General features: G+C 69.1%; 17 protein-coding genes. 6 read left to right on the top strand and 11 right to left on the bottom strand.

Annotated elements, in window-relative coordinates; genetic code table 11:
* Positions 1 to 34: 34 nt before the first annotated feature.
* Positions 35 to 613, top strand: a complete 579-nt coding sequence (locus OG558_RS14185) for a helix-turn-helix domain-containing protein (protein WP_329483693.1) — start codon at positions 35 to 37, stop codon at positions 611 to 613.
* Between the two features lie 3 nt (positions 614 to 616).
* Here OG558_RS14185 and OG558_RS14180 read toward each other — a convergent pair whose 3' ends face one another.
* On the bottom strand, positions 617 to 1,822 hold the full coding sequence (locus OG558_RS14180) for a DUF2786 domain-containing protein (RefSeq protein WP_405070658.1): 1,206 nt from the start codon (positions 1,820 to 1,822) through the stop codon (positions 617 to 619).
* A 176-nt stretch (positions 1,823 to 1,998) separates the two neighbouring features.
* On the opposite strand from OG558_RS14180, the gene OG558_RS14175 reads away from it, so the two are divergent.
* The gene (locus OG558_RS14175; RefSeq protein ID WP_405070657.1) at positions 1,999 to 3,393 is read left to right on the top strand and encodes an FAD-binding oxidoreductase; all 1,395 of its coding nucleotides are present in this window, start codon (positions 1,999 to 2,001) and stop codon (positions 3,391 to 3,393) included.
* On the opposite strand, the gene OG558_RS14170 is transcribed toward OG558_RS14175, so the two are convergent.
* From OG558_RS14170 to OG558_RS14155, 4 genes are all read right to left on the bottom strand, one after another.
* Entirely contained in the window at positions 3,390 to 4,136 is a 747-nt protein-coding gene (locus tag OG558_RS14170; protein ID WP_329483690.1) for an SDR family NAD(P)-dependent oxidoreductase, read from the bottom strand. The genes OG558_RS14175 and OG558_RS14170 overlap by 4 nt on opposite strands.
* The gene (locus OG558_RS14165) at positions 4,129 to 5,370 is read right to left on the bottom strand and encodes an AMP-binding protein (protein WP_405070656.1); all 1,242 of its coding nucleotides are present in this window, start codon (positions 5,368 to 5,370) and stop codon (positions 4,129 to 4,131) included. Before OG558_RS14165 ends, OG558_RS14170 begins: the two co-directional genes overlap by 8 nt.
* On the bottom strand, positions 5,367 to 5,570 hold the full coding sequence (locus OG558_RS14160) for an acyl carrier protein (protein WP_328525374.1): 204 nt from the start codon (positions 5,568 to 5,570) through the stop codon (positions 5,367 to 5,369). The genes OG558_RS14165 and OG558_RS14160 overlap by 4 nt, the downstream gene beginning before the upstream one ends.
* Positions 5,571 to 5,658: 88 nt before the next feature.
* Complete coding sequence (locus OG558_RS14155) at positions 5,659 to 5,835, bottom strand: hypothetical protein (RefSeq protein WP_329483688.1); 177 nt, start codon at positions 5,833 to 5,835, stop codon at positions 5,659 to 5,661.
* A 115-nt stretch (positions 5,836 to 5,950) separates the two neighbouring features.
* Between OG558_RS14155 and OG558_RS14150 the strand changes: the two genes are divergently transcribed.
* Positions 5,951 to 8,404 carry a hypothetical protein gene (locus OG558_RS14150; protein ID WP_405070655.1) on the top strand — a complete coding sequence of 818 codons (2,454 nt, stop codon included), beginning with the start codon at positions 5,951 to 5,953 and terminating at the stop codon, positions 8,402 to 8,404.
* Between the two features lie 122 nt (positions 8,405 to 8,526).
* Here OG558_RS14150 and OG558_RS14145 read toward each other — a convergent pair whose 3' ends face one another.
* The gene (locus OG558_RS14145; RefSeq protein ID WP_405070654.1) at positions 8,527 to 10,086 is read right to left on the bottom strand and encodes a glycoside hydrolase family 10 protein; all 1,560 of its coding nucleotides are present in this window, start codon (positions 10,084 to 10,086) and stop codon (positions 8,527 to 8,529) included.
* A gap of 262 nt (positions 10,087 to 10,348) precedes the next feature.
* Here OG558_RS14145 and OG558_RS14140 point away from each other — a divergent pair, with 262 nt between their 5' ends.
* The 3 genes from OG558_RS14140 to OG558_RS14130 all read left to right on the top strand — a co-directional run bounded on the left by OG558_RS14140 (position 10,349) and on the right by OG558_RS14130 (position 12,685).
* On the top strand, positions 10,349 to 10,852 hold the full coding sequence (locus OG558_RS14140; RefSeq protein WP_405070653.1) for a GNAT family N-acetyltransferase: 504 nt from the start codon (positions 10,349 to 10,351) through the stop codon (positions 10,850 to 10,852).
* The gene (pseI, locus tag OG558_RS14135; RefSeq protein ID WP_405070652.1) at positions 10,853 to 11,902 is read left to right on the top strand and encodes a pseudaminic acid synthase; all 1,050 of its coding nucleotides are present in this window, start codon (positions 10,853 to 10,855) and stop codon (positions 11,900 to 11,902) included.
* 405 nt (positions 11,903 to 12,307) lie between these two features.
* Positions 12,308 to 12,685, top strand: a complete 378-nt coding sequence (locus OG558_RS14130; protein ID WP_405070651.1) for a hypothetical protein — start codon at positions 12,308 to 12,310, stop codon at positions 12,683 to 12,685.
* Here the strand turns inward: OG558_RS14130 and OG558_RS14125 are convergent, their stop codons facing one another.
* Genes OG558_RS14125 through OG558_RS14105 form a run of 5 tightly spaced genes read right to left on the bottom strand, consistent with a single transcriptional unit; the run spans position 12,686 to position 20,613 of the window.
* Complete coding sequence (locus tag OG558_RS14125; protein WP_405070650.1) at positions 12,686 to 14,923, bottom strand: glycosyltransferase; 2,238 nt, start codon at positions 14,921 to 14,923, stop codon at positions 12,686 to 12,688.
* A complete protein-coding gene (locus tag OG558_RS14120; protein ID WP_405070649.1) occupies positions 14,923 to 16,719 on the bottom strand; it encodes a hypothetical protein in 1,797 nt (598 codons plus the stop codon). Before OG558_RS14120 ends, OG558_RS14125 begins: the two co-directional genes overlap by 1 nt.
* A complete protein-coding gene (locus OG558_RS14115; protein WP_405070648.1) occupies positions 16,712 to 17,533 on the bottom strand; it encodes a hypothetical protein in 822 nt (273 codons plus the stop codon). The genes OG558_RS14120 and OG558_RS14115 overlap by 8 nt, the downstream gene beginning before the upstream one ends.
* Complete coding sequence (locus OG558_RS14110) at positions 17,533 to 19,812, bottom strand: glycosyltransferase (protein ID WP_405070647.1); 2,280 nt, start codon at positions 19,810 to 19,812, stop codon at positions 17,533 to 17,535. The genes OG558_RS14115 and OG558_RS14110 overlap by 1 nt, the downstream gene beginning before the upstream one ends.
* Before the next feature lie 48 nt (positions 19,813 to 19,860).
* Entirely contained in the window at positions 19,861 to 20,613 is a 753-nt protein-coding gene (locus tag OG558_RS14105) for an N-acetyltransferase (protein ID WP_405070646.1), read from the bottom strand.
* Between the last annotated feature and the right edge of the window lie 8 nt (positions 20,614 to 20,621).

Genomic DNA, 20,621 nt, shown 5'->3' with positions numbered 1-20,621 from the left:
GCGGCATGCCCGCCACGGACAGCGAGGAGGCCGGATGGCGCCGACACCGTTGCCGTCGATGCGGCCGACCCGCGCGGACGCGGCGCGGAACTACGACCTGCTGGTGACGGCTGCGCGGCAGGCGTTCTCCGAGCACGGCACGGACACCTCGCTGGAGGAGATCGCCCGCCGGGCCGGTGTCGGCATCGGCACGCTGTACCGGCGGTTCCCGAGCCGGACCGCGCTGCTCGAGGCGGTCTATGTGGACGAGATCCAGTCCGTCTGCGATCGCGCGTACGACTTCGATCGGGAACTGCAGCCGTTCGAGGCGCTGGCCGCCTGGCTGCGCAGCTTCATCGGGTACGGACTGTCCAAGAAGAGCCTGGCCAGCGAGCTCATTGTTGCCCTAGGCAAGGACTCGCAGTTCTTCCAGGTCTGCAAGCTGAACGTGCAGGACGCCGGGCAGCTGCTGCTGGACAAGGCGAAGGCGGCCGGCGAGGTCCGGCAGGACCTCGACCTGACGGACATCATGCGGCTGGTCGGCGGCATCAACATGGGTCGCGACATGGAGCCTGAGCAGGCGCACCGCCTGCTCGACATCGTGCTGTGCGGCCTCAGGCCCGCTGCTTCCTGACCTTCATCGGCGCACCTGCCGGCGGGCGTCGAGCTGGGCCTGGTCGGCCGCGGTCAGGCCGGCGTGCCAGCCGGCGCCGTTGGTGATGCGCGTCCGTCGGGTCGTCGTGTTCGGGAAGAGCTTGGTGAACAACGCGTCGACCTGTTCCTCCCGCTTCGCGAGCACCGGCAGCAGCCGGCCCGCATCCGCTTCGGGTACGGCGGCCTGCGTCGCGGCCGTGGTCGCCTCCAGCCGCTCGCCGATCCGCTGCGCATACGCCATCAGGAAGGACTGCCGGAACGATCGCGTCCGGGACTCACCCCGATGACCGATGTGCTTGCCTGCAGCAAGCATCGCCCGGTTGGCCTGTACCAGCAGGGAAGTGCTGAGGAGCTCGGTGTGCTGCAGATCCAGCTCGGCCCCGACGATCGTGACCACAGCGAGTGCGTCGATCACGACCGTACGGCATCGATTCGCCGAGGCCACGGCGCCGACGAGCTGCGCCTTGGCCGAGACGTACGGCGTATCGACCCAGAGCCGGCGACCCGCGGAGTCGTCCGGGATCTCCACGTCGGCCTCGAGCAGCGCGCTGTCGAGGGAGAACTTGGCCATCAGTTCCTGAGCCTTGCCGGACAGGGCTTCCGCCTCCTCCGGGAACTCGGTCGCTTCCGCCTTGGCGAGCAGGCTCCGGATCCGCGCCAGCATCTTCCCGTTCGCCGGTACGACGGGTTGTCCGCCGCGGACCGTCGTACCGGGCAACGGGTAGAGCCGGGCCAGGACGGGCAAGGACTGCAGGAAGCCGGACAGCGAGAGGGCGTGGTGAAGGGTGAGGTAGCGGCCGACGCGGGCACCCGCGGCCCAGGCCGTCAGGCTCAGCTCGGTGAACGGCTGCGGGACGCCGAGGTCGGTGAGTTGATCCAGCCAGCGCGGGTCGATGGTGGCGGCTCGGTAGCTCTGGTGTTCCGCGGAGATCGCGGCCAGCAGCAAGGGTTCGACGCCGGGGTCCAGCTTGCGACGGCCGTGCTGGACGACATCGGTGGGCGCCCAGCCGCGCTCCCAGGCGGTCCGGAGCAGACCGCCCAGGAACGTCTGCACGCAACGATCCACCTGCGCCTGGTCGCGTTCGTCGTACGCACCCAGCCGCGCCAGTTGCGCGTCGGCCTGGTCGTCGCGCACGGCAACGACGGCTGCCGCCATCGGTAACAATCGCAGGATTTCCTGGTCACTCACGACGTCGAGTCTGACACCCACCGAAGTTCCCACCCAAACGGGAATGCGTTCCCTTGTGGAAAACCCTGCCGCTCTGAAGGCTGGCCGAAGACAGCGCCCGAAGAGCTGCCCAAAGGACGCTGCCCAAGGGGGATCAGGCACCTGGCCTGGCCGCAACACATCGGGGAGGAACAAGCATGACTCAACTTGCCGACAGTGGCATCGGCGATCTGCGCCGAACGATGGGTGGACCGGTGCTCGGTCCGCACGATCCTGGGTACGACGACGCGCGTCGACTGTGGAATGCGGCGATCGACGGGCATCCCGCCGTGATCGCCCGTTGCCAGAGCGCAGCGGACGTCTGCCGGGCGGTGCTGTTCGCGCGCGACCACGGACTGGAGATCGCGGTCCGTGGCGGCGCCCACAATCCGGGCGGCTCGAGCACCGTCGAGAACGGGCTGATGATCGACCTCAGCCTGCTGAACGAGGTCACGGTCGACCCGGTGGCGAAGCGCGCCCGGGTCGGCGGTGGCGCCCTGCTCGGGCAACTCGACGCGGCGGCCCAGGAGTACGGCCTGGCGACACCGGCCGGCATGATCAGCCACACCGGCGTCGGCGGTCTCACCCTCGGCGGTGGCATGGGGTGGCTGACCCGCAAGCACGGGCTCAGCATCGACAACCTCGTCTCGGTCGCGATCGTCACCGCCGACGGGCAACTCCGGCGCGCCTCCGCCGACGAGAACCCGGACCTGTTCTGGGCTGTTCGCGGCGGCGGCGGCAACTTCGGTGTCGTCACGGAGTTCGAGTTCCAGCTGCACGAGGCCGGGCCGATGATCCAGTTCGGCCTGGCGTTCTGGGATCTCGACCGTGGCGCCGACGTACTCCGGATGGCCCGCGAGGTGATCGCGAAACTTCCCGACGAGGTCAATGTCGTGGTCGGTGCGGTGAACGCGCCGCCGGCTCCGTTCGTGCCCGCCGAGTACCACTTCCGGCCCGGGTACGCGCTGATCGTCACCGGCTTCGGATCGGCCGAGGAGCACGCCCAGGTGATGGACGAGATCCGTTCGGCGGTGCCACCACTGGTCGAGTTCGCGAGCCCGATGCCCTACCTGGCGTTGCAGCAGCTGCTGGACGAGGCGAACGCGTGGGGATTCCACGCCTATGACAAGGGCTTCTACCTCGACGACTTCACCGAGGACGCGATCCAGGTCATCACCGAGCAGGTGCCGCTCAAACAGTCACCGGGATCGGTGCTGTTGTTCTACCGCCTCGACGGCGCCTATTCGAAGGTCCCGGAGGACGCCACCGCGTTCAGTGGCCCCCGCGCGCCCGGCTTCGCCGGCTTCATCATCGCGGTCTGCCCGACGCCGGAGCTGCTCGAGCAGGACCGGGCCTGGGTGCGGTCGTTCTGGGACGCGCTCGTGCCGGTCAGCCGTGGCATCGGCAGCTACGTCAACGCGATCAGCGATGCCGGCGTGGACGATCGGGTCCGGGCGTCGTACGGCACGAAGTACGACCGGCTGGCCGCGATCAAGGCGACGTACGACCCGGACAACATCTTCCACCGGAACGCGAACATCAAACCGGCCTAGATCGAGGCTGCACCATCGATGACCAGGACCTGGCCGTTGATGTTGGTGTTGTCGAGGAGGAGCATCCGGACGACGGGGACGACGTCGTCGGGTTCGGTCAGGTGACCGGTCGGGGTGCGGCGGACGATCTGGTCGAGTTGGGTCTGGCCGAGGACGGCGGACATCTCGGAGGCGAAGAAGCCCGGCGCGACCGCGTTGGCCAGGATGCGGCCGCCCAGTTCACGCGCGAGTGAACGGGTGGCCGCGTCCATGCCACCCTTGGTGGCGGAGTAGGCGACCAGGCCGGGATATCCGCGCTGAGCGCAGATCGAGGTCACGTTGACGATCCGGCCCTTCAGGCCCTTCGCGAGCATGCGGCGCAGGACGAACCGCGTGAGGATCAGCGGCGAGGTCAGGTTGGTCTGGATGATCTCGGCGAGGTGATCGGCCGAGGTGTGCACGTGCAGCGAGTCCTGGCCGATGGCCGCATTGTTGACCAAGGCATCGATCGGACCGAGCTGCGTTTCGACGGCCTTGACGAAGGCCTGGCCGGCGGCGGCATCGTTGATGTCGACGGAGCCGTAGTACAGGTGGTCCGGGTACTTCTCGCCGAGGGCGGTCAGCTCGGGCGTCACGGTGCGGGCGAAGGCGGCGACCTTCAGGCCGGAAGCGAGCAGGTCGGTGACGATCGCCAGGCCGAGGCCGCGGGAGCCACCCGACACCAGCACGACCGACGCGGGCGGGACAGTGCTGGGCTCAGACATCGCTCTTCAAGGTTTCCTTCTGCGGGATCTGATCGAGGAACTTGATCCGCCGCGGTACGCCGTAATCGGGCAGACGGCTCGAGCACCACTGGACCAGGTCGGCGTCCGTGATCGGGCCGAGCGCCCGGTTCGGAACCACTTCGGCCGCGACCATCCGGCCGACCAGCGGCGCCTTGCGCGCGAAAACCCGCGCCCAGGAGACCCCCGGGTGACGCATCAGCACGTTGCGGACCACTCCGGCCGACACCTTCGATCCGCCGACGTTGATCTCGTCGGTGTCCAGCCGCCCGGTGATCAGCACTCGGTCCCCGTCGTACTCGACCCGGTCTCCGGTGTGTACGGCGCCGACCAGGCCGGCACCGTGATGCGGCGAACGGATGACCAACTCGTCGCCTTCGACCGAGAGGATCGGGCGGTCCGGGTCGGGCGTGCGATCGAGCCAGTCTTTCGGGAAGCCGGCCTTGCCGTCGTGCACGACGATCGACGCACCGACCTCGGAGGATGCGTAGATCCAGGAGATCCGCGCCTTCGGGAAGATCTCGTGGAGCTGGTCCAGGATCGCCTGGTCGACAGGCTCACCACCGAGCGTGATTTGCTCCAGCGGTACGGCGCCCAGCGTGTCGGCGTCGCGGTAGATCGCCTGCCGCCAGAAGGTCGGTGTGCCGGAGGCGGCGGTGACACCGTGTTCGGCGGCGATGGCAGGCCAATCCTCGAGTTCGTCCGGCTCGATCACGACGAGGCCCTGATCGGCGTGGGTCAGTGAGAGCGTGACGACCTGCCACCAGGCATACGTGCCGGGAGAATAAGGGAGCAGCCAGGTGCGCGGCGGCTGGTCGCCGGTGACGGTGGTCAGGCTCTCGAGAGTGTGGCCGATGCGCTTCGGGCGACCGGTCGAGCCGGAGGTGAGCAGCCAGGCGCGGCCGGACTCCTCGACCCGCTTGAGTTTTGCCGGTGTCACTTCCCCATCGGGCAGCACGATCGCGAAACCGGACTCGCCCAGTTCTTCGCGCATGCGCTCGTCGACGCGGGTTCGGGTGGCGACGAGAAGCTCGGTGCCGTGCACCGCGTGGTGGCGGAGGGCGGCTAGCGCGTCGGCGCCGTTGTCGACCAGGACGGCGGCCGGCGACGGCAGTTGCGGCAGTTTGTGCAGGGTCCGCCAGGTCAGGCGTTTGCCGGCGACGACAACCGTGTTGTCGTCGCCGATCAAGGCGGTGGTCCGGCGCCGCGCGGTCACGCCGACTGGAGCTGCTCGATGAAATCCAGCACGTCGCCGACAGTGGCGATCCGGCGCAGCCCGGGGGCATCGAAGTTCAGCTCGTCACCGAGCTCGTCCTCCACCCGGAGGGCCAGCTCGGAGAAGTCCAGCGACCGGAACCCGATATCGCGCAGATCCGCCGCGTCCTCACCCGGCAATATCCGTCCCTGAGCCGTCATCACCTCACCCATCAACTCTCTGACCCGACCCCGTGGCACCGAACTCATAAGCCCAAAGCCTAGCGTCCCCATCCGGTGGCACCCCCGGCTAAGGGGGTTCCGGGGGCGGCGCCGCCACCGGCGGGCGGCGGCGTACCCAGGCTTTCAGGCGTTTGATCCGCGCCGAGAGCTCCCAGCCGACCAGGGCGATCAGCGGACTCGCGGCGGCGACGGCGGCGAGCAGGACCTCCTCGACCGGCAGTCCGGCGATGTGGAGGGCGACCATCGGACCTCCCGAACGCTGCGTGATCTGGGAGATTACTGAGTGTAAAGGTGAATTCCCTGGCCGTAAACGGCTTACCGGGCGGGGACGCGACTCGGCAGGCTCATACACTTTGCCGATGATCAGAGGCCGGGGGAAGCGCGTGGCCGCGGTCCGTGGGAAGCGCCTGGCGGCGATGGTGAGCCTTCCGGTGCTGCCACTGGCCTGGTTCGTCGCGTTGCAGGAGCAGCCGCCCTGGATGGCCGGCGCGTATCTCGGGTACCTCCTGCTCATCATCGCCGTACCAGGCACGATGTTCTGGCGGCGGCTCACCGGCGGCACCGGCTGGTTCGCGGCGGACGCGGTCCTGGGGACGGCGTTCGGCCTGGCCGTCGAGACGCTGCTCTATCCGATCGGGATGCTGTTCAGCATGCCGTTCGCGGCGCTGCTGATGCCGGCGCTGGCGTTCGGGATGTGGCGGGCGCTGCCGCGGCGCAAGCTGCCTGAGCGGCCGACGCCGTGGTGGGCGACGGCCGGGGCGATGGTGGCGGTCGGCGTCGCGGCCGCGTGGTTCGTCCGCGTCGGATCGCACCTCATTCCGCTGGTGGGACCGGACGCCCTCCGGCCGAACTCGGACGCCCCGCACAACCTCGCGGTGGCCGCCGAGCTGACGCACCACTTCCCACCACGCATTCCGTACGCCGATGGCAGGTGGCTGACCAGCCACTGGGCGGCGTACGACCACATCGCGTCGTCGCACTGGATCACCAGCGTTCCACTCGACGTACTGACGTTTCGGATCGTGCCGTTCGCCTGGATCTTGCTGACGGTCTTGGGAGCCGCTGCGGTCGGCATGCTCCTCACGGGTCGCGCTGTTGCCGCTCCGATCGCTGCTGGACTCACTGTGGCCGCCGGTAACCTGATCGCTTGGCCGTGGGCGGTGTCGGACCGGGTGTTCGCGGATGGCCCGTTCTCACTGGGCCAGCTGACCAATCCGCCGCAGGCATTCTCCACTGTGCTGTTGCTGCCGCTCATCGCTGTCACTGCGTTGCTCTTGCGCCGTAAGCCGGGTCAGACGCGCGGTCAGGTGTTCCGGCTCTTCGTGGCTGCCGGAGTGTTGATTGCGGCGTTGGCTCTGACGAAGGCGACCACACTGCCCGTCTACGCCACCGGACTGGCCGCTGCGTGGATCTATCTGACGGTCCGGGCCGGACGGCTCAACCTGCGGGCACTGGTGCTCGGTGTGGCGGTCGCGGCCGCGTACGCGGTGACCTTCTTCGTCGTACTGCGTGGCGCCGCGTCCGGTGTGCGATTCGATCCGGGCGCGACGTTCGAGGACCTGGCCGACCAGATGGGTGGCGAGTCCGCGGTGGCGGTCATCGCGGTCGTCGTGGTACTCGGCTGGGTCATGCCGGCAGTCGGCGCACTGCTGATCAGGCGACGCCTGCCACGCGACCCGATGCCGGTGTTCCTGCTCTTCGGCTTCGCCGCCGCGATCCTGGGCGCGTCCCTGCTGTACGACCAGGGCCTGACTCCAGTGTTCTTCGTCCGCACCGGCTTCATCTACGGCGTACTGCTCGCGACCTGGGGTCTCGGGTCGCTGGAGCGTCGCCAGTACTACGTGGCAGCGATCGCACTGGCCATCGGGGCGGCCGCGATCTACTGGGGCCGCGACCGATCGGACGGTTCGTGTACGTCGACCCGCTGCTTCGCACAGGGCCCCGCGGTCGCTCTGGTGATCGCAGCACTCGGCATCGGCGTGCTCGGGCTCGTCCTGCGCGGCTCACGTCGTACCTGGGCTGTCATCGCCGTCGCCGTCCTGTTGGGTACGACGGCGTCGACCACGGTGGCGTCGGTGCGGAAGTTCGCCACACCGCCGTTGACGGAGTACGCCTCGATCGCACCGGGTGGGATCGAGGCGGCGCGCTTCATCCGGCGGAACTCCGGGTCGGAGGACCGGATCGCCACCAACGTGCACTGCCAGCGCGCCCGCGCGTCGCACTGCCTCACTGGCTCCTACTGGATCGCCGGGTACGCCGAACGCCGGGTCCTGGTCGAGGGCTGGGCCTACCAGAGCCGAGTCGACGACACGTACCCCGACGGCGTCCAGAGCGCCTTCTGGGACCAGGAGGAGCTCCGCCTCAACGACGAGGCCTTCACCAACCCCACCCGCGACGTCGTGGAGACGCTGCGAACCAAGTACGGCGTGCAGTGGCTGCTGCTCGACGAACGCGTCAGCGCACCGCCCAAGAACCTGGACCGCCTGACCGAGCTCCGGTTCCAGTACGGCACGGTCCGCGTCTACCAGCTCTACCCGCCCCCGCCGGCCAACCCGTTCCCGTCCCAGACCCCGTCACCGACCGGCACGCCGTCCCAGACGCCGAGCTTCCCCACCGGCTCGCCCAGCCTCCCGACCCAGACGCCCGGTCTCCCGACTCAGACGCCCGGGACCTCGAGCCTGACTCCCGGACAGACCTTTCCGAGCCAGCCCTTCCCGACCGGAAGCTTGCCGACCGGCAGCCTCCCGCCAACCTTCCCCACCGGCCCCCTCCCAATCCAGCTCACCACCACCCCAGGCCTCCGAAGCCCCTGAGACGGGTGCCTGCGCCCGCCCGGAGTGTTGATCGCCGCGACTGCCGCGACCTCGGACAGGTAACTAGGGCCCTCGGACACGGCACAGCCTGTCCGAGGACCCCAGGTGGTGTCCCAGGAGCGTCAGTGCAGGGAGATGGTTGGGATGGGGATGCTCTGGTTGGCGAGGCGGTCCAGGGCGGTGACTGTGTAGAGGTACTTCGTGCCGGGGGTTGCTGTGGTGTCGAGGTAGGACTGGGTGGCACCGGTTGAGCGGAGTGTCGCGATCAGGTTGCGGGCGTCGTTGTCCGGGCAGTGGTCGCCGCCCAGCAGTTCGCGACGGTAGATCGCGTACGACGTGGTGTCGCTCGTCGTACGACGCCACTTGACCTGGACGCCGTCAGCGGTGCGAGTGGCCTGGACGGCCTGGACCGGGAGGGGCGGGCGTGAGTCCAGCGACGGCATCGCGGGGATGAGCGCCGGACGGGTGTACCAGGTGTTGTTCAGCAGTGTGGTCGCACCGAGGCGGTCGGCACGCACGTCCTTGGCGGAGAAGTAGATGTTGCCCTTCACCTCGGGGATCGTGCTGTCGAACGCCAGGTGGTCACTCAGCTCCTGCGGATCCGCCCAGTCCGGCGACTGCGTCGACGTACCGACCTTGTACGTCGCCTCGCCGATGTAGAGGTGCACATGGGTGCCGCGGACCTGGTCGGCCCACCACGGGACGATCTTGTTGTAGTCGGCCGGCGCGAACCCACCAGCCCAGTAGACCTGCGGGACGATGTAGTCGATCCAGTCCTCGCGGACCCACTTGCGGGTGTCCGCGGCCAGGTCGTCGTACGTCTGCACGCCCGCGGTGGTGTCGGAGCCTTCCGGGTCGGTGGCCTTGTTCCGCCAGACCGCGAACGGCGAGATGCCGAACTTCACCCACGGCTTGATCGCCTTGATCCGCTGCTGGATCTCCTGGATCAGCAGGTCGATGTTGTGCCGCCGCCAGTCGGCCAGCGTCGGGAAGCCCGCGCCGTACTGCGCGTACGTCGCGGCGTCGTCGAAGACCTGGCCGGCCACCGGGTACGGGTAGAAGTAGTCGTCGAAGTGCACGCCGTCGATGTCGTAGTTCGACACCGCGTCCATGATCGCGTCCTCGACCAGCTTGCGGGCCGCTGGGATCCCGGGGTTGTAGTAGAGCTTCCCGCCGTACGTGACGACCCAGTCCGGGTGCTGCCGCGCCGGGTGGGTGGGGATGAGGGCGTTGATGTCGGTGCCCATCGAGAGCCGGTACGGGTTGAACCAGGCGTGCAGCTCGAGGTTGCGCTTGTGCGCCTCGGCGACGGCGAAGGCCAGCGGGTCATAGCCGGGGTCGCCGCCCTGCGTGCCGGTCAGGTACCGCGACCAGGGCTCGACCTTGGACGGCCAGAAGGCGTCCGCGGTCGGGCGGACCTGCAGAATGACCGCATTGTGGTGCTGGCGGACCGCGTCGTCGAACCAGGAGATCAGCTCGGCCTGCTGCTGTGCCGCGCTCAGACCGGTCTTGGACGGCCAGTCGATGTTCACCACCGACGACACCCAGCTCGCCCGGAACTGCCGCAGCGGTGTGGTCGGACTCGGGGCACAGCTCTGCTGATCCGCGGGCACCTGCGCGGCCGACGCCGTACCGGCCACGCCGCTCAGCAACAGACCTGCCGTCACGCCTAGAACACCCATGGCTCGCCAGACTCTCATGTCACTCTCCGACCGTCGTTCAAGGTGAAGTCGAAAGATGTTTACACATCAAGGCGCTTGAAGAGAAGACGTAGCGCCTCGTCGAGGGCCGTTGGTGCGCTTAGCGGTGGTCCGGTCGTTCGCTGGCAAGGCGGAGGAGGAGAGCAATGCGGAGCATTGCGCGACGACGACAACGCCGCCAGCGGGCGTCCGGGGCGCCGCTAAGTGTGCCGAACGGTCCTCGACGAGGCGCTAGGTTAGGAACATGTTGCGCGCCGCCACCGAAGACGATGTCGATACCATCCGGCGCCTGCGTAACCAGCAGGCCAATCGCGATGTCAGCATCACGGCGCATGAGATCAGTGCGGACGAGCACGCTGCGTGGTGGGCGAAGGCCTCGGCCGACCCGACGCGGCGGGTGCTGATCTACTCGCGGGACGGCGTGACCGCCGGAGTCGTGAACTTCTTCGACATCGAAGGATCCACCGGAGCGTGGGGGTTCTTCCTCGACGCGGACGGTCTGGCTGAGCGCGGCGAGACGTTGCCCGCGTGGATCGAGGTGATGCGCGAGGCCACGTCGTACGCGTTCGACGAGCTCGGCCTCGACGTACTCACGGGCGAGGTGCTCGAGCACAACACCGTGGTCCGGCAGATGAACCGGCGGTTCCGCTTCACCGAGGGGACGCCGGAGCAGCGGTACGCCGACGGCCGCGAGATCACCGTGATTCCGATCAGCCTGCGCAAGCAGGACCGTAGACAGGGGAAGTAAGTGAGCACCATCGACATCGGCGGAGTGCCGGTCGGGCCAGACCACCAGCCGTTCGTCATCGCGGAGATGTCGGGGAACCACAACGGCGATCTCGAGCGGGCCAAGGACATCGTCCGCGCGGTGGCGGAGTCCGGTGCGCAGGCGCTGAAGCTGCAGACGTACACCGCGGACACGATGACGCTCGACGTCGACCTGCCGGCGTTCCGGCTGCCGGTGGAGCACGAACTGTGGAGCGAGGCGCGGCTGTACGACCTCTACGCGGAGGCGCACACGCCGTGGGCGTGGCACGAGCCGATCTTCGAGCTGGCGACGTCGCTCGGGCTGGTGGCGTTCTCGTCGGCGTTCGACCAGAGCGCGATCGACTTCCTGGAGAAGCTGAACGTCCCGGCGTACAAGGTCGCGTCGAACGAGATCGGCGACCTCCCGCTCGTCCGTGGCATGGCGGAGACCGGGAAGCCGATCATCATCTCCACCGGCTCCGCGACGCTGACCGACATCGACGCCGCCGTCCGCGCGGCCCGCTCGACCGGCAACGAGCAGATCATCGTTCTGTCGTGTACGGCGAGTTACCCGGCGCCGCCCGAGCAGTCCAACCTGCGCGCGATCCCGGTCCTCCGCGACGCGCTCGGCGTCCAGGTCGGCCTCTCCGACCACACCATGGGCATCGGCGCCGCGATCGCCGCCGTGGCGCTCGGCGCGACCGTCATCGAGAAGCACGTCACGCTCAAGCGCGCGGACGGTGGCGTCGACGCGGCCTTCTCCCTGGAACCGCAGGAGCTCGAGTCACTCGTCGAGAACACCCGCATCGCCCAACTCTCCCTGGGCCGCCCGATCATCGGCCCCAAACAGGCCGAACAGAACGTCCTCCGCTTCCGCCGATCCCTCTACGTCACCCAGGACGTCCACGCCGGCGACCCCATCACCCCCGACAACGTCCGCTCCATCCGCCCCGCCGGCGGCCTGGCCCCCGACACCTTCCAACAGATCGAAGGCCGCCCCTTCCGCCTAGACGCCAAGGCCGGCACCCCCCTCACCTGGGACCTCCTCTAGCCGACTCCCCAGGAGGCTGCCAGCAGCCGCGGTGGTTCGTCCGTCGGCGTACCGAAGCACGGGTAGTAGTCACCCCCTGCCGGCCAGCCGCCCGCCTGCGCCCGCCCAGTGGACTCCTGTTTTGAGGACTACTACCCGTCGCTCGGTACGCCCGCCAACCCCAAGACTGTCCAAGATGTCTGGGCCAGCCGATCTGTGGAAACAAATGTGCACCCAGTGACAATTTTGTTCCACAAAGGGACCGGCGGGTGCCGAGCAAACCTAAGGCCGGGGCGTTTGTCGCTCACCGCGGCAGGGGTGCGTCATCCCGAGGCCCCAGCGCAACATGCTCGGCTCGGGCGTCTGCCCCCCGCCGAGCCGGACCGCTCCGTCGCACTCGAGTCCCTCGACGACCCAGCGGCGCGCGTGAGCGGGCTCTCCACGCGGGCGCGGTTCTTCCAGTTCGCCCACGACTTCCGGCGGAACGCGAAGGTGCCGTTCGAGTACGGCGTCCGCGGAGACAGGCTCGTGCTCCGACTGGCCGATGCGATGGACTTTCTCACCCGTAAGGACTACGGCGACAACTGGGTGAGCGAGGCGCACGAGCAGTTCTGCGGCCTGAACCTCGCCGGCTGGTCCGCGGTCGCCGAGCGGGCCGGGTTCCACGTCGACCCGGCGTCGAGGGCCTGGCGCAACGACTGGGTGATCGAGCACAGGATCGCCCCGGTCGCGTCCCTCACCTCACTCGATGGCGACCCGATCGACTGGCCGGACACCCGCCAACTCCTGGTCGCCCGCCGCTGATCAGCGCACCTCGACGTGTAGCGTGCCCGCTAGCGGCCCGACGGCGAGAGCGTGCGAGTCACGCGAGATCGTCAACGGCAACCGGCTGGACAGGAACGGCTCGCACTGCACCGCATGCGACGAACCGTCCAGCGCCGTCGCGAACAAGATCCAGTCCGCCGGGAGCTCGTCCGTCCGCAATGCATCCACGTCCACCACCGCCGCCCACCCGTCGTCCGAGACGGTACGGCGACAGGCCACGTCCACGTAGTCGTCGGAGCCGGCCAGGTACCGCCGCCAGCTGAACCCGACGTCGCCCCAATCCGGCCCGCGCACCACCAACATGTTGCCAGCAGCAACAGCAGCGGTGGCCGTCATCCGGATCGGGGACTCGTGCAGATTCACGTACCCGCCGGTCGACCGGGTCAGCATCACCACCCGGCCACCCTCGGCATGCGAGACCAGTCGGTCGCCGGCCGTCCACAACAGCACCTGCTCCTGGCCCTCGCGACCGCGCATGCGGAACGCCCGCGCCGTCCGCTGGCTGAACGGGTCGTCCGGATTCGTCTCCTCGATGATCGGCCGGATCGGCAACCTCGCGGTGAAATCGCGGCCGTCGATCTCCAGCGGGACTTTTTCCTCGCCGCCCGCCACCGACCGGGTGACGAACAGGGCCGGATGGTCGAACCTCGACCGGCCGTGCAGCACCAGCGCATCAGGCGTCTGCTCGACCGAGGTCAACCGGCAAGGATCGGTCAGCTGCCGAACGACGAAACAGTCATCCTTGCCGGGACCTGGCTGAATCCAGCTCATGTCGTCGATCCACGCGCCCGGCGGCCATCCCGGGCTGCCGGCCCGTGGCCCGCGCAGCCTGTCCCGCCGCCGTACGCGGCCGGACCTCATCGTCACGTCGAAGTGGGCCGGTCCGGCCGTGCACTTGGCGAGCAGCTCACGATCCAGCAGTACTTCGAACCCGACCTGGGCCTCGTCGCCGTGCAGATCGGTCTCGGCATACCGCCGTACCTTCAACGGATAGGGCCTGCCGGCGATGACGAGTGCGATGCGGAGGCTCGAGGCGCGTTTGGTCTCCAGGTGCCGGATCTCGGCTGTGCCTTTGACCGACAACTTGCCGTCGACCCACGTCACCTCGCGCACGCTCGTCGCCAGCGTCAGGTCCTGCTCCGACGCGACGTACAGCTCCTGGGGTACGGCGGCCTCGCGCACGCCCGGGTAGTCGAGCTGCCACCGCCCCGACCGGCGTACCGCACGCACCTCCCGACGCTGTCCGTCGCGGAACACCGCGAGCCGCCGGAGCAGCTCGACGTCACCGGCCCGGAGCGCCGCATACTGCAGCCGGTCGAAGCGAGACGCACCGTCGAGCGCCGATGCGTCCAGTCGTTGGATCAGCGCGTGGGTGAGCTCGACGAGCTGCTGCTCTTCCTCCGCGGGAACCGTGCCGAAAGCCGTCAGCAGGGCCTGCAGGTCGATCTGGGTGAAATGCGAATGCACCCGCTCGCGCACCGGCGGCAGGGCTTCCTCGACCAGGTCCAGCACCATCCCGGCCGAGACGACCCGGTCGCGGAGGTTGCCGAGCTGGAACTTCTGCTGCGTGATCGAGTCGCCCGACTCCCGCTCGCGCCAGTAGTAGACCGGAGCGGCGAGCGTGTCGACGGTGACCGCGGCGAGATGTGCCTTCAGGGTGACCGGGTAGTCCTCGTAGCGGATCGCCGGAAAGTGGAAGCCGAACTCGTCCCAGAACGAGCGCCGGTAGACCTTGTTCCAGACCATCCGATCCAGCACGAGGTCGGGTGTTTCCGACACGTGGGTCGCCAGCCGATCCTGGGTAAAGCACTGCCGGTGGAGCCACGAGGGCCGGACCCCATAGCTGTTGTTGAACCGTCGCGCGTTGCCGCCGGCGAAGTCCGAGCCGGTCCGGTCCAGGGTCCGGACCAGCATCCCGAAGCCGTGCCGAGTGACCAGGTCGTCGCTGTCGACAAAGGCGACGTACTCCCCGACGGCGTGATCGACACCGGTGTTGCGCGCGGGTCCGAGTCCCGCGTTGTCCTGCTGGACGATCCGGAACCGCGAGTCCCGGATGCAGTACTCCTTGGCGATCACCGCACTGTCGTCGGGTGAGCCGTCGTCGACGAGAATCGCCTCGAAATCCGTCCAGGTCTGCCGCGCGATCGAGTCCAGACAGTCGCCGATGTACGCGCCGACGTTGTAGAACGGCACCACCACGCTGAGCCGGGGCCTCACTACCGCAAGCTCCGCAGGCGGCGGGAGAGCTTGCGGGCCATCACCCGCGGCTTGCGCACCTGGGCGGCGTGGAACACGACCCGGGAGAGGGCGTACGTGCGTGATCCGCGGATGCGCTCGTGGTCGGCGGTCAGCTTCTGCAGCTGGATCCGCAGCTCGCGGATGCGGTTCTCGCGCGTCTTCATCGCCTTGTTGCGGAATCCGAGCGTGCGCTCGAGACCGTAGACATGCCCCTTCAGCTCGAACAGCTCACGCCGCGCGGCCTCGGCGTCCGCCAGTGCGGTGCGTACGTCGGCAGCCGCGTGCTCGCGTGTCTCGAGTACGCCGGCCAGCGCGGAAGCCAATTCCTTGCCGCGAGCAACGTGTCCGGCGGAGGCCGGTGCGGTGTCGGGTGAGGTCGCCTGGACGGGCTCCGGCAGTTCGATGCCGGACATGCTCATCCAGGTGGACACCAGATCGTCGCCGACCATCCACGGCGGCCACGGGTGGCGTCGATGGCCGCCGATCAGCCGATCGTGGAACCGATACCAGGCAGCCGCCAGCAGGTCCGCCTTGTCCGTCGGATCCGCAGTCGCCCACGGCGAAACCCCGTAGGCAAAGGTGTCTCCGTCGACCACGACGTCGTCCCACCGAAGCACGACCTGCGAGTCAGCGGCCCAATCCCCGAGGCAGGAGGCCAGTTTCCGGAAGCCGGGAACGTCTTCGGCCGCTGCCAGCCGGAAGAGAACGGACTCGACGGTCACGCCGCCGGGAACGGCCGACGGGACGACGCTCGCGTCGAACACAGGCGTGGTCGCGGACGCCGAGCGGTCGGCTGCGGCCGCGGGGACGCCAGCCGTGGGGCGGTCAGCCGCGGACCTGTCGGCGGTGGGGCTGTCAGCCGTGGGGCTGTCGGCGGCGGGGCTGTCGGCCGCGGGACTGTGGGCCGTGGGCGGTGTGGTGATGGTCGTCCGCCAACCGGCGGGGCCCTGGTCTGCAGTGAGAACGGCCGGGCCGGATTGAGCGTAGACGGCATGGGCGGCCGGGACGCCGGAGATTGCGAGCCACGCGGTGGGGATAGCCGGCAAGAGGCCGGCCCGGGCGGCGGAGTCGACGCCCTGGGCGATGGACGAGAGCAGCGGAACGTCGCCCGCTTCCAACGCATCTGCGGCCAGACGCGTAGGCAACTCCCCCGGCCGAGCGGCCGCGGCGACCTCCGCGGCGACGAAAGCCCGCGAGCCGAAGTCGGCGTAGATCGCCGCCGTCCACGGCAACGCGGCTTCGAACTGAGAGACCGAGACCGGGCGCGACGGGTCGTCGTGCAGCGGCCGCCACTCGTCGTCGCCATGGCGCTCGTCCGCCGGACGGCTGTCCAGCAGATTCACCAGGGAGAACTCGTTCTCGAGACCGAGCACGACCACCGCATCCGGAGCAGCGAGCGCCGCCAACGCGTGCAACCGCTCGGTCCAGCTGAGGTCGCCACTGTCGTAGCCAAGGACCCGATCAAGACCGTCAGCGGCGATGACCACCTCGAACGGCTCGGCGCGGAGGCCGTCCAGTGCGCCGGCGACGACCTGGAGTCGGTCGGCGAACTCCGCGGCCGACTCCTCGGCGTCCGACACCGAGCGGAGCAGGATCGTAGCGTCGGCGGTCCGGTCGAGGACCGTCGAGATCAGCGGGCGAGAGTGCGGCCCGACGATCAGGGTGCGGCGGTCGCCGGGGAGGACGTCGGCCAGCACGGCGGCCAGAGCCGGATGGTTGTCGGCGCGGTCGGTCCAGGGTTGCATCTCGCCGAGGACCACCTGAAGGTCAGACACGCTCTCTCCAATCGAACAGCATCCGCAACTCCGCGGGCGGCATCATCCAGGGCTTGCCGAGCTCCAGGTCGGTGGTCGCCCGGGCGGCTTCGAGGTCGATCGACGTACCGAGCATCTCCGGCCACAGCCGCTCGATCCGGCTCTGCCCACCGAACAAGGGGTTCTCGCCGTCCATCTCCATCGGGTCGCCGTACACCGCGGGTTCGCAGCCGGCCGCGACGCCGTAGAAGATTGCCGTCGACAACCGGTTGGCGGCGACCCGCTTGTGCCGCCGCAGCTCGGCCAGTTGCTTGAACAGGAAGCGCCGATCGGTCCCCTCGTACGAGAACCCGCGGCGCCCGAACGACACCACCCGGAAGCCCGCGTCCTCGTAGAACCCGCGGACTTCGGGACGGTCGTACTCCGTGTAATACAACGAAAAGGTGACCGGCCCGGGCTCGGTCTCGCGGATCTCGTCGATCAGTCGCTGATGGTCGCCGTGGATCTTGCCGCCCTCCCACCCGTGGAAGAGGAACCACAGCGTGCCCTCGCGCTCGACCGGCTCGGCTTCCTTCTCGAGCTCCAGCAGGTAAAGGAACGGCGCGCCGATGCTGTGGTAGTTCCGCCGGCCGAGCGCATGCCCGCGGCGCCGCGGTGCGTCGCTCCAGGTGAAGCGCCAGGCGCCGTCGTAGAACTCGTGCACCGGGTTCCACCCACAGCCGATGTTCCAGCCGTGCTGCAGATAGCCTCGCAGCCGCGGCGGGTGATCGAAGTCGAAACCCGCGTAGCGACTGAGGATGTGCGTCTGGCCGTAGTAGTGGTTGTGGTGATGCATCAGCGGACCTCCACGTGCAACGTGCCGGCATGCGGCCGTACGGCGAGAACGTGCGCGTCTCGCGAGATGGTCAACGGCAACCGGCTGTACAGGAAGGGCTCACACTGCACGGCATGCGATGAGCCGCCGGGCGCGGTCGCGAACAGGATCCAGTCCGCCAGCGAGGCCAACGGGTCGTCAGAGACCCGCTCCGCCGCCGCGGGGATCAGCGCGTCCACCTCGACCGCCGCTTCCCAGCCGTCGCCGGACAGGGTACGGCGGCACGCGACGTCCAGGTGGTCGTCGGAGTCGGCCAGGTAGCGCCGCCAACCGAAGCTGACGTCACGCCAGTGCGACCCGCGCACCACCAACATGTTGCCCATCGCAACGACAGAGGTTGCCGTCGTCCGGATCGGGGACTCGTGCAGGTTCACGTACCCGCCGGTCGACCGCGTCACCGTCACGACCCGATCGCCTTCGGTCCGGGACACCGCGGACTCCCCTGCCGTCCAGAGCAACACCCGCTGCTGTCCCTCGGGGCCACGGAGCCGGAACGATCGCGTCGTCCGCTGACCGAAGGGGTCGTCCGGATTGGCCTGCGCCAGGAGGTCCGCGATCGGCAGTCTCGCCGTGAAGTCGCGGCCGTCGACCTCCAGCGGGATCTCTTCCTCGCCACCCACGATCGGCCGGGTGGCGAACAACGACGGCTCGTCGAACGAAGACCGGCCGTGCAACACCAGCGCATCCGGCGTCGGCTCGACCGACGTCAGGCGGCCAGGATCCGTGAGCCGGCGTACGGCGAACCATCCGTTCTTGCCCGGGCCGGGCTGAATCCAGCTGGCGTCGTCGATCCACGCACCGGGCGGCCACCCAGGACTGCCCGGCCCCTGCCCACCGAGCGTGCCCCGCCGGTGCCGTCGCCCGGACGTCATCTGTACGGCGAAGTGCGCCGGAGCACCCGTGCAGAGAGCGAGTAGTTCGCGATCCAGCACGACCTCGAATCCGACCCGCGTCGTGTCACCGTGCAGGTCCAGCGCGTCGTACCGGCGTACCTGGAGCGGGTGCGGAGTGTCCTCGATGACCAGGGCGATCCTCAGGCTCGAGGAGCGTCCGGTCTCCAGGTGACGGATCTCGGCGGTGCCCTTGACCGACAGCGCGCCGTCGACCCACGCCACCTCGCGCACGCTCGTCGCCAGCGTCAGATCCTTGTCCGACACCCGGTACAACTCCTGCGGTACGACGGCCGCCCGCAGGCCCGGGTAGTTGTAATCGAGCTGCCGTGACCGCGGCCGGGACACTGCCCGGGCACCACCGCGGAGTCCGCCGTCGTTGCGGAACAGGGCGAGCCGCCGGAGCAGCCCGACGTCGCCGGCGCGGAGCGCGGCATGCTGAATCCGGTCATACCGGTGAGTGGCCGCCAGGACTGACGAGTCGAGCCGGTCCAGCAGCAGTCGCGACAGCTCGACGAGGTGCTGCTCCTCGTCGGCCGGCACCGAACCGAACGCGGACATCAGCGTGAGTACGTCGATCTGGGCCAGGTGCGCGTGCACCCGCCGGCGGACCCACGGCAGGCCGTCCTCGACCAGGTCCATCACCATCCCGGCCGAGACGACCCGGTCGCGGAGGTTGGCGAGCTGGAACTTCTGCTGGGTGATCGACTCGCCGGACTCGCGCTCGCGCCAGTAGTAGACCGGCGCCGTGATGGTGTCCACGGTCACGGCGTCCAGGTGCGCCTTCAGCGCGACCGGGTAGTCCTCGTAGCGGATGGGCGGGAAGCGGTAGCCGAACTCGTCCCAGAACGAGCGCCGGTAGACCTTGTTCCAGAGCATCCGGTCCAGCACGAGGTCGGGCACCTCGCAGACGTGGGTCGCGGACCGGGTGCGGGCGAAGGGCTGCCGGTGCAGCCACGACGGCCGGACCCCGAAGCTGTTGTTGAACCGCCGCGCGTTGCCGCCGGCGAAGTCGGACCCGGTCCGGTCGAGGGTCCGGATCAGCGACTCGAACCCGTGCCGCGAGACCAGGTCGTCGCCGTCGACGAACGCCAGGTACTCACCCGTCGCCGCGCGGATCCCGGTGTCGCGGGCCGGCCCGGGCCCGGCGTTGTCCTGCTGGATGAGCCGGAAGCGCGAGTCCCGGGAGCAGAACTCCTTCGCGATCACCGCGCTGTCGTCGGGCGACCCGTCGTCGACCAGGATCGCCTCGAAGTCGCTCCACGTCTGCCGGGCGATCGAGTCCAGGCACGGCTCGACGTACTCACTGACGTTGTAGAGGGGCACGACCACACTCAGCCGCGGCGTCACTCCGGCAAAACCCCCCTCGCTGAAGTTAGGTGTGCACCCCCAAGGCACCTACGGAGCGTAAACGAGGTGAAGGGTCACAAGGTTATGCACCGGCTCGAATCCGTAGCGGGCCCAGACCCGCTGGATGCCGGTGTGGTGCGCCTGCGTGGACACGACCAGGCGCCGGCTCGTGCAGGCGTCCTCGATCGCGGCGAGCAGGTGACCGTACCGGCCGCGGCCCTGCTCGGCCGGGACGACGCCGGCGAGCTGGATCTCGGTCCAGGAGCGCTGCTGGTCGATCGCGGCCAGCGCGAGCACCCGGCGGTCGGGCCCGCGCAGGACCACCGCGCCGGCGTCGGCGATCCGCCGGCGGGCCCAGTCCTGCCGGCCGGCCAGGGCGAGCGTCCGGTCGAACTGCGGGTTGGCGCAGTAATGGTTCCCCGAGTCGCCGAAGACGTCCGCGACCACGTCGTCCACCAAGACGTCGTCGGCCGCGGGTTCGACCTGCGCGCTGAACCCGGCCAGTGGCGCCGGCCGGCGGCCCTTGCCGGTCGGGAGGGACCAGAAGACGACGGTGTCGGCCAGCAGCGCCTGCCGCGGCCCGCTCGTCAGCGCCGCGAACCAGGTGGTCTCGCGGGCGGGGTAGCGCAGCACGATCACGTCGGCGGTCGATCTCTCGACGGCGGACAGCACTTCGGCGAGCGGCGTACCGGCGGAGGCGGACACGGACATCCGGTCGATCGAGACGCCGAACCGCTTCGCCGCGTCCACGGACGGCCGCACGGTCAACTCACCGGCCTCGAGCGCGTCGTACCAACTCATAGAGGAGG

The sequence above is a fragment of the Kribbella sp. NBC_01510 genome, from assembly GCF_045040325.1.
Classification (GTDB): domain Bacteria; phylum Actinomycetota; class Actinomycetes; order Propionibacteriales; family Kribbellaceae; genus Kribbella.
Note: the sequence above shows the minus strand (reverse complement) of the source record. Positions and strands in the feature narration are given on the sequence as shown.